Origin of the sequence: Citrobacter sp. Cf118, from assembly GCF_030334095.1 — a bacterium.
In the GTDB taxonomy this organism is placed as follows: Bacteria; Pseudomonadota; Gammaproteobacteria; order Enterobacterales; family Enterobacteriaceae; genus Citrobacter; species Citrobacter freundii.
This window is the reverse complement of the sequence record NZ_JAOWES010000080.1, coordinates 41,797-56,417: the sequence shown is the minus strand read 5'-3', so window position 1 is coordinate 56,417 and position 14,621 is coordinate 41,797. Positions and strand designations below refer to the sequence as shown.

Annotated in this window: 14 protein-coding genes and 1 riboswitch; of the genes, 11 read left to right on the top strand and 3 right to left on the bottom strand. The window is 48.0% G+C overall.

Going from position 1 to position 14,621, the window contains the following annotated elements:
* Positions 1-3 precede the first annotated feature (3 nt).
* Complete coding sequence (locus OGX67_RS09290) at positions 4-1,164, top strand: glutathionylspermidine synthase family protein (protein ID WP_003024594.1); 1,161 nt, start codon at positions 4-6, stop codon at positions 1,162-1,164.
* A gap of 85 nt (positions 1,165-1,249) precedes the next feature.
* On the opposite strand, the gene ygiD is transcribed toward OGX67_RS09290, so the two are convergent.
* The gene (gene ygiD, locus OGX67_RS09285) at positions 1,250-2,038 is read right to left on the bottom strand and encodes a 4,5-DOPA-extradiol-dioxygenase (RefSeq protein WP_003846311.1); all 789 of its coding nucleotides are present in this window, start codon (positions 2,036-2,038) and stop codon (positions 1,250-1,252) included.
* A gap of 147 nt (positions 2,039-2,185) precedes the next feature.
* Between ygiD and zupT the strand changes: the two genes are divergently transcribed.
* From zupT to OGX67_RS09240, 8 genes are all read left to right on the top strand, one after another.
* Entirely contained in the window at positions 2,186-2,959 is a 774-nt protein-coding gene (gene zupT / locus OGX67_RS09280; protein ID WP_003024600.1) for a zinc transporter ZupT, read from the top strand.
* A gap of 639 nt (positions 2,960-3,598) precedes the next feature.
* Positions 3,599-5,395 (top strand): arylsulfate sulfotransferase AssT, encoded by a 1,797-nt coding sequence (gene assT, locus OGX67_RS09270; RefSeq protein WP_204583274.1) that lies wholly within the window; start codon positions 3,599-3,601, stop codon positions 5,393-5,395.
* Between the two features lie 23 nt (positions 5,396-5,418).
* Complete coding sequence (locus OGX67_RS09265) at positions 5,419-6,087, top strand: thiol:disulfide interchange protein DsbA/DsbL (RefSeq protein WP_003024608.1); 669 nt, start codon at positions 5,419-5,421, stop codon at positions 6,085-6,087.
* Between the two features lie 14 nt (positions 6,088-6,101).
* On the top strand, positions 6,102-6,773 hold the full coding sequence (gene dsbI / locus OGX67_RS09260) for a protein-disulfide oxidoreductase DsbI (RefSeq protein WP_204583273.1): 672 nt from the start codon (positions 6,102-6,104) through the stop codon (positions 6,771-6,773).
* 427 nt (positions 6,774-7,200) lie between these two features.
* Positions 7,201-7,764, top strand: coding sequence for a fimbrial protein (locus tag OGX67_RS09255; RefSeq protein WP_049015230.1), 564 nt, complete (start codon positions 7,201-7,203; stop codon positions 7,762-7,764).
* A gap of 67 nt (positions 7,765-7,831) precedes the next feature.
* The gene (locus OGX67_RS09250; RefSeq protein WP_286526362.1) at positions 7,832-10,279 is read left to right on the top strand and encodes a fimbria/pilus outer membrane usher protein; all 2,448 of its coding nucleotides are present in this window, start codon (positions 7,832-7,834) and stop codon (positions 10,277-10,279) included.
* Between the two features lie 13 nt (positions 10,280-10,292).
* Positions 10,293-11,024, top strand: a complete 732-nt coding sequence (locus tag OGX67_RS09245) for a fimbrial biogenesis chaperone (protein WP_071696299.1) — start codon at positions 10,293-10,295, stop codon at positions 11,022-11,024.
* Positions 11,021-12,094, top strand: coding sequence for a fimbrial protein (locus OGX67_RS09240; protein ID WP_071684667.1), 1,074 nt, complete (start codon positions 11,021-11,023; stop codon positions 12,092-12,094). The genes OGX67_RS09245 and OGX67_RS09240 overlap by 4 nt, the downstream gene beginning before the upstream one ends.
* A 55-nt stretch (positions 12,095-12,149) precedes the next feature.
* On the opposite strand, the gene ribB is transcribed toward OGX67_RS09240, so the two are convergent.
* On the bottom strand, positions 12,150-12,803 hold the full coding sequence (ribB, locus tag OGX67_RS09235) for a 3,4-dihydroxy-2-butanone-4-phosphate synthase (protein ID WP_003828424.1): 654 nt from the start codon (positions 12,801-12,803) through the stop codon (positions 12,150-12,152).
* Between the two features lie 107 nt (positions 12,804-12,910).
* A riboswitch (FMN riboswitch) is annotated at positions 12,911-13,060 on the bottom strand.
* Between the two features lie 132 nt (positions 13,061-13,192).
* On the opposite strand from ribB, the gene ubiK reads away from it, so the two are divergent.
* A complete protein-coding gene (gene ubiK, locus OGX67_RS09230) occupies positions 13,193-13,489 on the top strand; it encodes a ubiquinone biosynthesis accessory factor UbiK (RefSeq protein WP_003024618.1) in 297 nt (98 codons plus the stop codon).
* A gap of 32 nt (positions 13,490-13,521) precedes the next feature.
* Here ubiK and glgS read toward each other — a convergent pair whose 3' ends face one another.
* Complete coding sequence (glgS, locus tag OGX67_RS09225) at positions 13,522-13,728, bottom strand: cell surface composition regulator GlgS (protein WP_019077704.1); 207 nt, start codon at positions 13,726-13,728, stop codon at positions 13,522-13,524.
* A gap of 260 nt (positions 13,729-13,988) precedes the next feature.
* On the opposite strand from glgS, the gene OGX67_RS09220 reads away from it, so the two are divergent.
* Positions 13,989-14,618 carry an OB-fold-containig protein gene (locus tag OGX67_RS09220; RefSeq protein WP_257651791.1) on the top strand — a complete coding sequence of 210 codons (630 nt, stop codon included), beginning with the start codon at positions 13,989-13,991 and terminating at the stop codon, positions 14,616-14,618.
* Positions 14,619-14,621 lie beyond the last annotated feature (3 nt).

The window sequence follows — 14,621 nt, the reverse complement described above, 5'->3', positions numbered from 1 at the left end:
GTCATGGAAAGAGTCAGTATTGTTGAGCGCCCGGACTGGCGCGATAAAGCCACCGAATACGGTTTTAATTTTCACACTATGTACGGCGAGCCGTACTGGTGTGAAGACGCGTACTACAAACTCACCCTTGCTCAGGTTGAAAAGCTGGAAGAGGTCACCGCAGAGCTACATCAAATGTGCCTCAAAGTGGTGGAAAAGGTCATTGCCAGCGATGAGCTGATGACCAAGTTTCGCATTCCGAAGCATACCTGGGGTTTTGTCCGCCAGTCCTGGCTGACACAGCAACCGTCGCTGTATTCACGTCTCGATCTGGCGTGGGATGGAACCGGTGAACCCAAACTGCTGGAAAACAACGCTGATACGCCAACCTCGCTGTACGAAGCCGCGTTTTTCCAGTGGATCTGGCTGGAAGATCAGCTCAATGCGGGCAACCTGCCGGAAGGCAGCGATCAGTTCAACAGTCTGCAGGAAAAGCTGATCGAGCGTTTCACCGAGCTGCGTGAACAGTATGGTTTTCAACTGCTACATCTGACCTGCTGTCGTGATACGGTGGAAGATCGCGGTACGATCCAGTATCTGCAGGATTGCGCGGCCGAAGCAGAGATCGCTACAGAATTCCTCTATGTAGAAGATATTGGTCTTGGTGAAAAAGGCCAATTCACCGATATGCAGGATCAGGTGATCGCTAACCTGTTCAAGCTCTATCCGTGGGAATTCATGCTGCGTGAAATGTTCTCCACCAAGCTGGAAGACGCTGGCGTTCGCTGGCTGGAACCCGCCTGGAAGAGCATTATTTCCAACAAAGCACTGTTACCGCTGTTATGGGAAATGTTCCCGAATCATCCGAACCTTCTGCCAGCATATTTCGCCGAAGACGACTACCCGCAGATGGATAAATTCGTTGTCAAACCGATCTTCTCGCGCGAGGGAGCTAACGTCTCCATCATTGAGAACGGTAAAACGATCGAATCCGTGGAAGGACCGTACGGTGAAGAAGGCATGATCGTGCAGCAGTTCCATCAGCTACCGAAGTTTGGCGACAGCTATATGCTGATTGGCAGCTGGCTGATCAACGATCAACCCGCAGGGATCGGCATTCGTGAAGACCGTGCGTTGATCACGCAGGATCTTTCACGTTTCTATCCGCATATTTTTGTCGAATGATTGAGAGTGCCGGGTGGCGGCTCCGCCTTACCCGGCCTACGGCACGAACTTAATGCCCGATAAGCGTAGCGCCATCGGGCGTTCATCACCCAACCTGCACCGACAACATACTTAAACTTCCCATCTCGATACCATCTACAGGGATCGTAACAGACTCTTTACCATCCCATGCCCCGAGAACATACAGCAGCGGCAGATAGTGATCTGGCGTCGGGTTCGACAACGATCCACCTTCATGATCGAGATAGTTCACCAGCGGGTGCTGCTCAACCGGTCCCTGCCAGGTCAGGTTAGCCTTAACATAATCATTGAATGAGGTTGCCCACGGATATGGCGTGTTCTCACCGTGCCAACGCGCAGTACGCAGGTTATGCACCACGTTACCACTGGCCACCAGCATAATACCCTCATCACGCAGTGCCGCCAGCTTGCGGCCCATCTCAAAATGCCAGGCCGCCGGTTTTGTACTATCGATGCTTAACTGCACCATCGGGATGTCGGCATTCGGGTACATCTTGATCAGTACGCCCCAGGAACCGTGGTCAAAACCCCACGCCTCTTTGTCTAACGCGACGGGTACAGGAGCAAGTAAATCAACCAGGTGCTGCGCCAGTTCAGGCGAACCGGGCGCTGGGTAATGGGTGTCATACAGCGCTTGCGGAAAACCGCCGAAATCGTGGATCGTTTTAGGCGCTTCCATCGCTGTCACACCCGTTCCACGGGTGAACCAGTGCGCCGAGACCACCACAATGGCTTTCGGACGCGGCAACGTTTCCCCCAGTTGCTGCCAGGCACGGGTATAAACGTTATCTTCCAGAACATTCATCGGGCTACCGTGGCCCAAAAACAATGCTGGCATACGAGTTGAAGACATGATGATATCCTTACTGAGGGAGTCATTTTGATACCATTACAATACGCTTATTCGGTTGATGAAGAACTCAGATAACCATGATGAAGATCATCAGTTATTTTGACGATCCAGTCCGGAAAGCAGATTGATAAGGAGTTTTATTTGTCGATGTCAGTACCTTTACTTCTGACTTTACTGGCAGGTGCCGCCACGTTTATCGGCGCATTTCTCGGCGTGTTAGGGCAAAAGCCTTCCAACCGCGTTCTCGCCTTTTCTTTAGGCTTCGCTGCCGGGATTATGCTACTGATCTCTCTAATGGAAATGCTACCTGCTGCGCTGGCCGCTGAAGGCATGTCGCCAGTTCTGGGCTACGGAATGTTTATCGTCGGCTTGCTGGGCTACTTTGGCCTGGACCGTCTATTGCCGCATGCGCACCCTCAGGATCTGGTACAAAAAACAACGCAGCCTCTACCCGGATCCATTAAACGCACCGCGATTTTATTAACGCTCGGCATCAGCCTGCACAATTTTCCGGAAGGGATTGCGACGTTTGTTACCGCCAGCAGCAACCTCGAGCTGGGCTTTGGTATTGCGCTTGCCGTCGCATTACACAATATTCCTGAAGGATTAGCCGTTGCAGGTCCGGTCTATGCAGCAACGGGCTCCAAACGTACGGCGATATTCTGGGCCGGGATCTCGGGCATGGCGGAAATACTGGGCGGCGTACTGGCGTGGTTAATTCTGGGGAGTCTCATCTCGCCTGTGGTGATGGCGGCAATAATGGCGGCAGTCGCGGGTATTATGGTGGCGCTGTCAGTCGATGAATTGATGCCACTGGCAAAAGAGATCGACCCAAATAATAATCCCAGCTATGGGGTCCTGTGCGGAATGTCGGTGATGGGGTTAAGTCTCGTCATCCTCCAGTCCATGGGAATCGGATAATCCAGAGGGCGGATGCCACCCTGCTATTTTACAGCATCCGCTCATCCATAGCAGAACGTGAAGGACTATTCCTGTTCCTTAATCACGCTGTTATCTTCACCAGAACGTCGGAAGAGTTTGTTTCGCGCCTCAAGCAATGCGTCTCTGTCTTGTCGGAATGCCCGACAATAACGCTTCATATGGCAATAATAACCCAATGCAACGAGTGCAATTAATACGATCCAATACCAGGCAATAAACATTCTTTTACCCTTAACATTTAACATCATTAAACATTTAACGTTAAAATTTTACATAAACTTATTCTGACATACCCCTATAGTGGCATATTTCAGAAACAAATATATGATTTCGATCATATAAACCAGCAGCTATGCCAATAGCTAAAACAGTTATAAAAAATAAAACTCTGTCGACGAGATCACACTAAGCAATAATAAACATTGTCCTTAAAATACCTCACTCATACTATCCAGAAAACAATAAAAATTAGATTTTGTAGAATAATACACTTCATCAATATTTATATACCCACAATAAAAGTGACATCAGTAGTACCATTTTCATTTTTAGCCATATCGTAAAAACATAATATATTCAGTGGAATTATATTTAAAGTTAATATAAGGAGATATATCCATGTTTAGACAATACCGAAAAACACTTCTCGCTGGCACACTCGCACTGACGTTTGGATTAACCGTTGGAAATTCGTTTGCTGCAGGTTTTCAACCCGCCCAACCCGCAGGGAAGCTGGGCGCTATAGTCGTTGATCCTTATGGAAACGCCCCGCTTACCGCACTGGTTGAATTAGATAGTCACGTTATTTCAGATGTTAAAGTCACCGTTCATGGCAAAGGCGAGAAAGGAGTTCCTGTTACTTATACAGTTGGCAAAGAGTCGTTAGCAACCTATGACGGCGTGCCTATTTTTGGTCTTTATCAAAAGTTTGCTAATAAGGTCACCGTTGAATATAAAGAAAATGGCAAAGCCATGAAGGATGATTATGTGGTGCAAACGTCCGCCATCGTTAATCACTACATGGATAACCGTTCTATTTCCGATTTACAGCAAACGAAAGTTATTAAGGTAGCGCCTGGTTTTGAAGACCGTCTCTATCTGGTGAATACCCATACTTTCACCGCACAGGGGGCGGAATTCCACTGGCATGGTGAAAAAGACAAAAATGCCGGCATCCTGGATGCGGGTCCTGCGGGCGGGGCATTACCCTTTGACATTGCCCCCTTCACCTTTATCGTCGATACGGAAGGTGAATACCGCTGGTGGCTGGATCAAGATACCTTTTACGATGGCCATGACATGGATATCAATAAGCGCGGTTACTTGATGGGTATCCGGGAAACGCCGCGCGGTACCTTCACAGCCGTTCAGGGTCAGCATTGGTACGAATTCGATATGATGGGGCAGATTCTGGCCGATCATAAGCTACCGCGCGGCTTCCTCGACGCGTCGCATGAATCGATCGAAACAATCAACGACACCGTGTTGCTTCGCGTGGGCAAACGCGATTATCGCAAAGAAGATGGCATCCATGTGCAAACCATCCGCGATCAGATAATTGAAGTAGACAAGTCCGGTCGTGTGGTTGATGTGTGGGATCTGACAAAGATACTCGATCCGATGCGTGATGCGCTTCTGGGTGCACTGGACGCAGGCGCGGTATGCGTCAACGTTGACCTCGCTCATGCCGGTCAACAGGCGAAACTGGAGCCAGATACTCCTTACGGTGACGCCCTCGGAGTGGGTGCAGGTCGTAACTGGGCGCACGTTAACTCCATTGCTTATGATGCCAAAGATGACTCCATTATTATCTCTTCCCGCCATCAGGGCGTCGTCAAAATCGGTCGCGATAAACAGGTGAAATGGATCCTCGCTCCGTCGAAAGGCTGGAATAAGGCGCTGGCAAGCAAGCTGTTAAAACCGGTTGATGATAAGGGCAACGCGCTAAAATGTGACGAAAACGGTAAGTGCGAGAATACTGATTTCGATTTTACCTACACCCAACACACCGCATGGATCTCGAGCAAAGGGACATTAACCATCTTTGACAACGGCGATGGTCGTGGGCTCGAACAACCGGCATTGCCGACGATGAAATATTCCCGTTTCGTCGAATATAAAGTTGACGAGAAAAAAGGAACCGTTCAGCAAATTTGGGAATACGGCAAAGAACGCGGTTACGATTTCTATAGTCCCATCACCTCGGTTATCGAATATCAGAAAGACCGCGACACCATGTTTGGATTTGGTGGTTCTATTAATTTATTTGACGTTGGACAACCAACCATCGGCAAAATCAACGAAATTGACTATAAGACTAAAGAAGTCAAAGTCGAAATTGATGTCCTTTCAGATAAGCCAAACCAAACGCACTACCGCGCATTACTGGTTCACCCACAACAAATGTTTAAATAATATCGTTAGATTAAGGATTAATTATGTCATCTAAATGGATTACTTCATTATTTAAAAGCGTGGTATTAACCGCCGCACTTGCCTCGTCGTTTGCCGCCTCAGCTTTTACAGAAGGCACTGATTATATGGTTTTGGAGAAACCGATTCCTAATGCTGATAAGACGTTAATAAAAGTATTCAGCTACGCCTGTCCGTTCTGTTACAAATATGATAAAGCCGTGACTGGCCCGGTTTCTGAAAAAGTGGCCGATCTCGTCACCTTCACACCATTTCATCTTGAAACCAAAGGGGAATATGGTAAACAGGCCAGTGAAGTTTTTGCAGTAATGATTGCTAAAGATCAGGCAGCAGGGATTTCATTATTTGATGCCAAATCACAGTTCAAAAAAGCGAAATTTGCTTATTACGCTGCTTACCACGACAAGAAAGAGCGCTGGTCAGATGGTAAAGATCCGGCCGCATTCATTAAAACAGGCCTGGATGCTGCAGGCATGAGCCAGGCAGATTTTGACGCCGCGCTACAAGATCCCACTGTTCAGCAAACGCTGGAGAAATGGAAAGCGGCATATGACGTCGCCAAAATTCAGGGGGTTCCGGCTTACGTCGTTAACGGTAAATACCTGATCTACACCAAGAGTATCAAATCCATTGACTCCATGGCTGAGCTTGTCAGAGAGCTGGCGACAAAATAAACAGGGACGAGGCTATGGTTTTCATAAAAGGATGGTGGCGGGACTTACGTACCACGCCGGTTGATACGCTGGTGAGATGGCAGGAACGGCGCTTTCTGTGGCTACTGATGGCCTGCGCGATGGGCGGGTTAATAATATTGGCCCACTCGTTTTTCCAAATCTATCTCTATATGGCCCCCTGCGAGCAGTGTGTCTACATTCGCTTTGCCATGTTTGTGATGGTTTTCGGTGGATTGATCGCGGCAATAAACCCTAAAAATGTTGTTCTGAAGCTTATTGGCTGCATTGCGGCATTTTACGGCAGCATCATGGGCATTAAGTTCTCGCTCAAACTCAATGATATTCATCATGCGGTACATAGCCCGGATTCGCTGTTTGGCGTCCAGGGGTGTTCCACCGATCCGACATTCCCTTTCAATTTGCCGCTGGCAAACTGGGCTCCGGAGTGGTTTAAACCCACTGGAGATTGCGGCTATGATGCCCCCATAGTGCCTGATGGCGTGGCACTCAGCAGTACGCAAAAGTGGTTTATCGATCTATACCAACAGTCTGAAGGCTGGTATCTGCTTCCACCGTGGCAATTTATGAACATGGCGCAGGCATGCCTGCTAGCCTTTGGCTTATGTTTATTACTGTTGGTGATAATGAGCGGCGCATGGGCATTGAAACTGGCCAGGGCCAAATAACCTGAATGGAAAAACCAAAGCAGAAGTCTGTATTCAGATTTCTGCTTTTTTTACGATGGTTATACAATCCTGCTGCTTGCTTCCCTTCGGTTCAAATCATACAAAACGCAAATTATTTGGCGCAAACAATAATAAATCAATATTTATATACTCTGATTTGCAGAAAAAAACTCATCTAAATCACAGTTTTACAATAACCACCTTAGAGTCAACACCACGAAAAATAATAATAAAACACCATTCATTCTCTCATCAAATGCAATGCAAATTGCAACATCGAAATATATATACACAAAACTTAATCAATACCGGGTCAAATTCCGAATATCACGCAAAAACAAAATATCCTGGTGATATAATATTTTAAAAAACCTATTATTTCGACTTAAGCATAAAGGATATTGTATATTACTAAAGGAATGATTGTATGAAACTAGGCAAAGAAACGTTATTAGCCGTGGCTATCGCCACATTAACTACCACCAGTGCCTTCGCCGATGTTGACGGTGGTAGCGGCAAAATAACCTTCACGGGTACCATTATTAATGCCCCTTGCGCCATTGAACCTGACGATATTGACAAGCAGGTTGAGCTGGGTGAAGTTCCTGCCAGCTATATCAATACTAACGGACATTCTGATGCGGTTGACTCCAGCCTTCACTTAGTCAATTGCGATCTGCCACACTCAAATAATGGCAGCGATGTACCTGTGTCCAAAGTTGATGTCACATTTAACAGTGACAGCGTTACAACTGAAGATACCAGCCTGCTTAGCAATACTTTTGCCAGTGGTGCAACAAATGTTGGCGTACGCCTTCTGGACAAAACAAGCACGAAGATTACTCTGGGGACCGCAAAAACCATTGATCTAAGTGCAGGATCAGCGACTCAAATCCTTCCATTCCAAGCCTATATGGAAAAAATTGGCGCAACGGATGTCACCGTGGGCGCTGTCGCCGCGACGGCAACCTACAGACTTACCTATAAGTAGTCACATAATGGTGGCCGGATGGCCACCCTATAACACTTGCAACGCTTGGGTATAGGTAAGGATTGCCATGAATACCTGCAAGGTCGTGGCCTATGGATGTGGGCTACTGTTGTCATTTTCCACTCTGGCCGTCGAATTCAACCTGAATGTACTGGATAAATCCATGCGTAGCAGTGTGGATCTCTCACTACTAAAAGATGATTTCTCAATTGCCCCTGGGAACTACTTTGTCACAATTGCTGTGAATAAAAACCAAATCTCCTCTGGCCGCCAACTGAGCTGGGGGGAAAAAGGTGAAGGTGTTGCAGTCTGTATTCCTACCGATCTTGCCGAGCAATTGGGGTTAAAAGAGAAAATTTTACGTTCCCTGCCAATGCAGAACAATTGCGTAGATTTCACCGCATACGCCGACATTGCGTTTACGCTAGACATTGCGAATCAACACCTGGATATTAGTATTCCGCAAGTATTAATGGCATGGAAATCAGAGAGCTGGATGCCGCCATCCACCTGGGATCACGGTGTAAATGGCTTGCTCTTCGACTACAACTTATTTGCCAGCACTTATCGTCCCGATCGGGGTAAAAGTACAGAAAATATAAACTCCTACGGTGCTGCTGGCCTGAATATGGGCGCATGGCGCTTACGTAGCGATTACCAGGTAAGCCAAAATCGCAACGACGAAAACACTCAAACAACACGGAGCATTTCGCGAACCTATCTTTTTCGCCCACTCCCTTCACTGGGTGCCAAACTCACGCTGGGCGAGACGGATTTAAGCTCAAATATCTTTGATGGTTTTTCCTATAATGGCGCTGCTCTGGCCAGTGATGACCGCATGCTACCGTGGGAATTACGTGGCTATGCCCCACAAATCAGCGGTCTCGCACAAACCAATGCAACCGTCACCGTCAGCCACTCCGGTCGCGTGATTTATCAAACAAAGGTTGCCCCTGGCCCCTTTGTCATTACCGATCTCAACCAATCGGTACAGGGTACGCTAGATGTTAAAATCACCGAGGAAGATGGCAGAACCAATACATTTCAGGTTTCTGCAGCATCCACGCCCTTCTTGACCCGCGAGGGGCAGGTCCGTTACAAAATCGCGGCAGGCCGTGCACGTCCGGACATCTCGCATTATGTGATCGATGAGACCTTTGCCAATGGAGAAGCCTCGTGGGGAATATTGTCCAATACCTCGCTGTATGGCGGGATCCTCGCAGGAGGCAGCGATTATCGCTCTGCGGCACTCGGCATTGGGCAGAATATGCTATGGCTGGGCGCACTTTCATTTGACGTTACACGTGCCAGCAGCACTTTCGATGATGGTCATCAAGAAAACGGTCTCAGTTACCGACTGAACTACAGCAAACGCTTTGATGCGACAAACAGCCAGATTTCACTTGCGGCATATCGTTTCTCCGAACGTGAATTTCATAGCTATGCCAACTTTATCGCCCATCAGTACAACAATGCTGATACGCAGGACGAAAAGCAGACCGTAAGCATCGCCTTCAACCAGCCGATCGATCCTTTGCGGATGAATTTGTACGTCAGCGCACTACGCCAGCAATGGTGGGATGGCGACAGCTCTACTACCGCATCCGTAACTGCCGGATTTAATTTCGATATCGGTGACTGGAAAGGTTTATCGCTATCGACATCCTTCAGCACAACGCATTACGAAGAGAGTGATAACGATAAGCAGGTCTATGTTTCGCTCTCCGTTCCCTTCGACTTTGGTCGGCGGTTGAATTACGACATGCGCAATAGCAGCAACACCACTAACACTCTCTCATGGAATGATTCCTCCGATCCCCGTAATACCTGGGGCGTTTCCGCAGGAACCGCCACCGACAAGCCAGATAACGGCGCGCAATTCAGGGGCAACTACCAGCATACTACCCCTGCGGGCGAACTACAGTTCTCCGGAAGCTATGCTGCCAGCGACTACACCTCTGTCAGCGCCAGTTGGAGCGGTTCAATGACCGCCACGGGCAAAGGTATTGCCTTGCATCGTCGCAGTTTTGGTAATGAACCTCGAGTTATGATCGGTACAGATGGCGTGGCCGATATACCTGTTCAGGGAGATAGCAATCGCACCAACCGCCTCGGCTATGCGGTTGTACCGATGATATCCAGTTATCAACCCTCAACCATCGCCGTCAACATGAACGATCTCCCTGACGGCGTTACCGTTGATGAAACGATCACCCGCCAAACCTGGACGGAAGGAGCTATCGGTTACAAAGCGCTGATATCCCGTGCAGGCAAAAATATTACCGTCGCCATCAGAATGGAAAATGGAGACTACCCGCCACTTGGCGCGATCGTTCGGCATATTGCCAGCAATACCGAAGTAGGAATGGTCAGTGAAGAAGGTCATGCCTGGCTTGGTGGTGTCGACAGTGGGCAACACTTTACAGTTCAATGGGGTGATAAAAAGGCATGCACCTTCGCATTACCAGACACATTGGATATCACCACGCAAAACCTTATTTTACCTTGTCATTAATTAAGGATGAAAAATGACATTATTTAAAAAATTGCCAATAGTACTACTCGCCTTATCACTCACCTCTCAGGCGGCAATTCAACCTGACAGAACGCGGATAATATTTAACGGCAACGAAAAGGCCAGCAGCCTGAAAATCGAAAACCAGAGCGAGCAGCTGCCCTATCTGGCCTATTCATGGATTGAAGATGAAAAAGGTAATAAGGACGACACCTTTCTGGTTGCCCTGCCTCCAATCCAACGCTTAAATCCCAGCGCAATTTCACAAGTGAGGATCGTTAAGCAGGATAAAGCTCGCTCACTACCTCAGGATCGGGAAACGCTGTTCTATTTTAATGTCCGTGAAATTCCGCCTGCGCCAGAAAATAAGGGAAGCAATGCCATTGTGCAGATGGCCCTGCAATCTCGATTGAAATTGTTCTGGCGTCCAGCGGCTTTGAAGAAAAAGCCGGGTACTGAAGTTGAACTTCAGCTCAAAGTTAGCCAACAGGGAAATACGCTGTTGGTTAATAATCCTACCGCCTACTACATTACGTTGGCTTTTTTTGGCAAAGACAGCAAAAGCCAATTGTCAGGCTTTAGCAGTAAGATGATTGCCCCTTTTTCCTCTGTCACATTAAATGCCGGCGGTTATAACGGAAATGCGTTCGCACTAGGATATATGGATGATTATGGCGGACTGCGCATGCTGAACGTGAAATGCCATGGTCAATGCGATCTTATCGTGCCGGAGGCCAGAAAATGATCCGCACGCTACGGTTATTTCTGCTGTTAATATTCATCGCGCTCCCTTTTCGTTCAGCGCTGGCGGTTCACTGCTATCTGGGAGCCACCGGAGGTCCTGTTGAAGGTTATACCGCTATCGAACCGTTTGCAGTCCCTAACAACGCCAAACCCGGGGACAAAATATGGGAAAGCAACGATATAAAAATTCCCGTGTACTGTGATAACGCCACTTCCGATGATGGATATAGCGGTGAAAACGCCTATGCCTGGGTTAACCCCTATGCTTCTGTCAATGATACCTACTACCAGTTAGGTGTCACCTACGAAGGCGTTGATTATGACGCGACGCAAGGTGCTATCAGTATTGATACCCACCAGTGTATTGATAATCAGAAACTGAAGATCTATAACCCGGCGCAAATCAAAGCCAGCGGTTGGGAACATTATCTTTGCTCAGGTAATGCGGAAGATACACACTACTCGAGAACGTTTATCGCACGAATGCGCCTGTATGTAAAAGTCATCTCTATGCCTCCCCATGACTACACCAGTAGTATCGGCGATTATATTCTTGTGCAGTTTGATGGTGTTGGTGGTATCAACGTCAGCCCGGATGCCGCTAACCTGAAATATCATGTCACTGGATTAGATCAAATTCGAGTACTGGACTGTAGCGTAAAATTCAACATCTATCCGGAAAATCAGACCATTGACTTTGGCACCTTTAATAATATGGAAATCAATGCCAAAACCATGACCAAAAGTTTCTCCATCAAGACTATAAAGAATTTAAATGCAGACAGTGGATGTACTGATACATTCAAAGTTTCATCTTCATTCTATACTACTGAAGAATTAGCAGAAGATGATACTTCACTGAGAATAGGGAATGGCTTGCAATTAAAAATCCGTAATATGGAAGATAATACACTCTCCACCTACAACGCGTACGCAGAGTATGCCGAATTTGATACGGAATTATTGACCAGAGAGAAAAGTTATCAAGCAGAGTTAAGTCAAGTCGCTGGCGAGGCCGTTCAGACCGGACCATTTGAAACGGTAGTGTTATTTAAAATTAACTACAACTAAACAAAAAAAAGCCGATGGCATTGCATCGGCTTTTCTTCACCATGGCACTGTACGATTAGCTGGCTTTGCGCTCGTGCGCCTGACGGTAAGCCACCAGGTCTTCGATAGTCACCACCGCCATATTATGCTTGCCGGCAAATTCGATGCACTCTGGCGCACGCGCCATGGTGCCATCGTCGTTGGTCAGTTCGCACAGCACGCCTGCCGGTTTAAACCCTGCCAGCGTCATCAGGTCGATGGTCGCTTCAGTATGACCACCGCGGGTCAACACACCACCAGCTTGAGCACGCAGCGGGAACACGTGCCCCGGACGGTTCAGATCGGAAGGTTTAGCGCCATCCTTAATTGCCGCACGCACCGTAGTAACACGGTCTGCTGCGGAAACGCCGGTGGTCACGCCTTCTGCGGCTTCAATGGTCACGGTAAAACCGGTACCGTAAGCGCTGGTATTATTTTCCACCATCATTGGCAGATCGAGCTGTTTACGTCGGTCTTCAGTGATGCAAAGGCATACAATACCGCTACCGTGACGGATGGTCAGCGCCATCTGTTCTACGGTCATGGTTTCTGCCGGGAAAATCATATCGCCTTCGTTTTCACGGTCTTCGTCGTCAAGCACCATTACACCGCGTCCTTCACGCAGCGCAGACAGCGCATGTTCAACACGTTCGAAAGGCGTACCAAAAGAGGAAAGTAGCGTCTGATTCATGGTAAAAAAAACCTCACTAAAATTATGGTTACCAGAATCAGGGCAGTCTTAGGAGTACCGTCTAAGCGGCAAAAAAATAACGTGAGCGGGTCCATGCCCGACTGGATCGTTACTCTCTCCCATCCGGACTCTAACCGTCGGCCCCGGAATTACACCGGATCTGCTGACCTTTTTGCCGTAACAAAAAGCGCTCGCGGGCTTTCAACATCAGTTGATTTACCGCCGGTGGGGAATTTCGCCCCGCCCTGAGAATAAGCGAGTTAACTATAACGCTATTGATTACCTTCATCAACGCCTTTACTCGTCTTAGCTTCACACAATTCTGGTTTATGCCTGTGCCAGTTCGCACTACAATAGGCAGCAACACGTACCAGTTCAGGGAAACCACAATGATTGACCCGAAAAAAATTGAGCAGATTGCTCGTCAGGTTCACGAGTCGATGCCGAAAGGGATCCGCGAGTTTGGCGAAGACGTCGAGAAGAAAATTCGTCAAACGCTGCAGTCACAGCTGACCCGTCTGGATCTGGTAAGCCGTGAAGAATTCGATGTACAGACTCAGGTTTTATTGCGCACACGTGAAAAGCTGGCGCTGCTTGAGCAACGTCTGACTGAGCTGGAATCGCGTGAAAAAACGGCAGAAGTTAAACCTGCCCCCGCGATCCCGTCAGTCGATCCGCAAGAGTAAAACGACAACGGGCCGCAAGGCCCGTTTTTCTGTTAGTGTTCCAGTTCTAGCTTCCTGGCTTCCGTCGCCTGCTGGCAGTACAGCGCATAGCGTTTGCAAAACCAGCTTCGATGTTCTTCATCCATGTTCCCGGTTATCGCCTGGATATCAACGGGATGGCCCTCAGCCTGCATTCTGGCAAAACTACGGGCCAGGAAATCGAAATTGTTCATTGAATACATATTGCTGTTCATGAGCATACCCTCCAGTTATTGAATATCTGCTAAGGCCATATGCTTTTTCTAATTTCAGTATTTCCCTGGATACGAAGTTATTCTGTACATATTGTGCGCAAAAAAACCGCCTGCTTCACAGTTTCCTACGAAATCTAAGAGGGGGATGAGCCCCTTTTCGGATTAAAGACCAGGGTAACGCATGTTATTGTAACGTCATGTAAAAGTAAGAGGTAAAACCATTACTTTTGACACGGACAGGGAACGCAGTAACAGGAGGAAACAACTTGGCATTATTCACGGATTACAACAGCCCCTACCTGTTTGCTATTTCATTTGTACTGTTGATTGGCCTACTGGAAATCATCTCTCTTATTTTTGGCCATTTTCTTTCAGGTGCGCTTGATGCTCACCTCGAACATTACGATGCCCTGACTTCCGGCAATATCGGCCAGGCGCTTCACTATCTCAATATCGGGCGGATCCCGGCACTGATCGTGCTGTGTTTACTCGCTGGCTTCTTTGGACTCTTCGGTATCCTCCTTCAGCATGGCTGGGTCACGCTGTGGCAAGCACCGCTCAGCAACCTGCTGCTTGCTCCGGTGAGTTTTATTCTTGCCGTCTTCGCCGTGCATTACAGCGGAAAAATCATTGCTCCCTGGCTGCCGCGGGATGAAACCACCGCCCTCGCTGAAGATGAATTTATCGGCAGCATGGCGATTATTACCGGACATTCCGCAAGTGCTGGAACCCCCTGCGAAGGCAAATTTACCGATAAGTTCGGGCAGACTCACTATGTGCTGCTGGAGCCTGAAGCGGGCAAAGAATTCAAAAAAGGAGACAAGGTGCTGATTATCTGCCGACTCTCCGCAACGCGTTACCTGGCCGAGCTAAACCCCTGGCCAAATGTTTTGTAATTT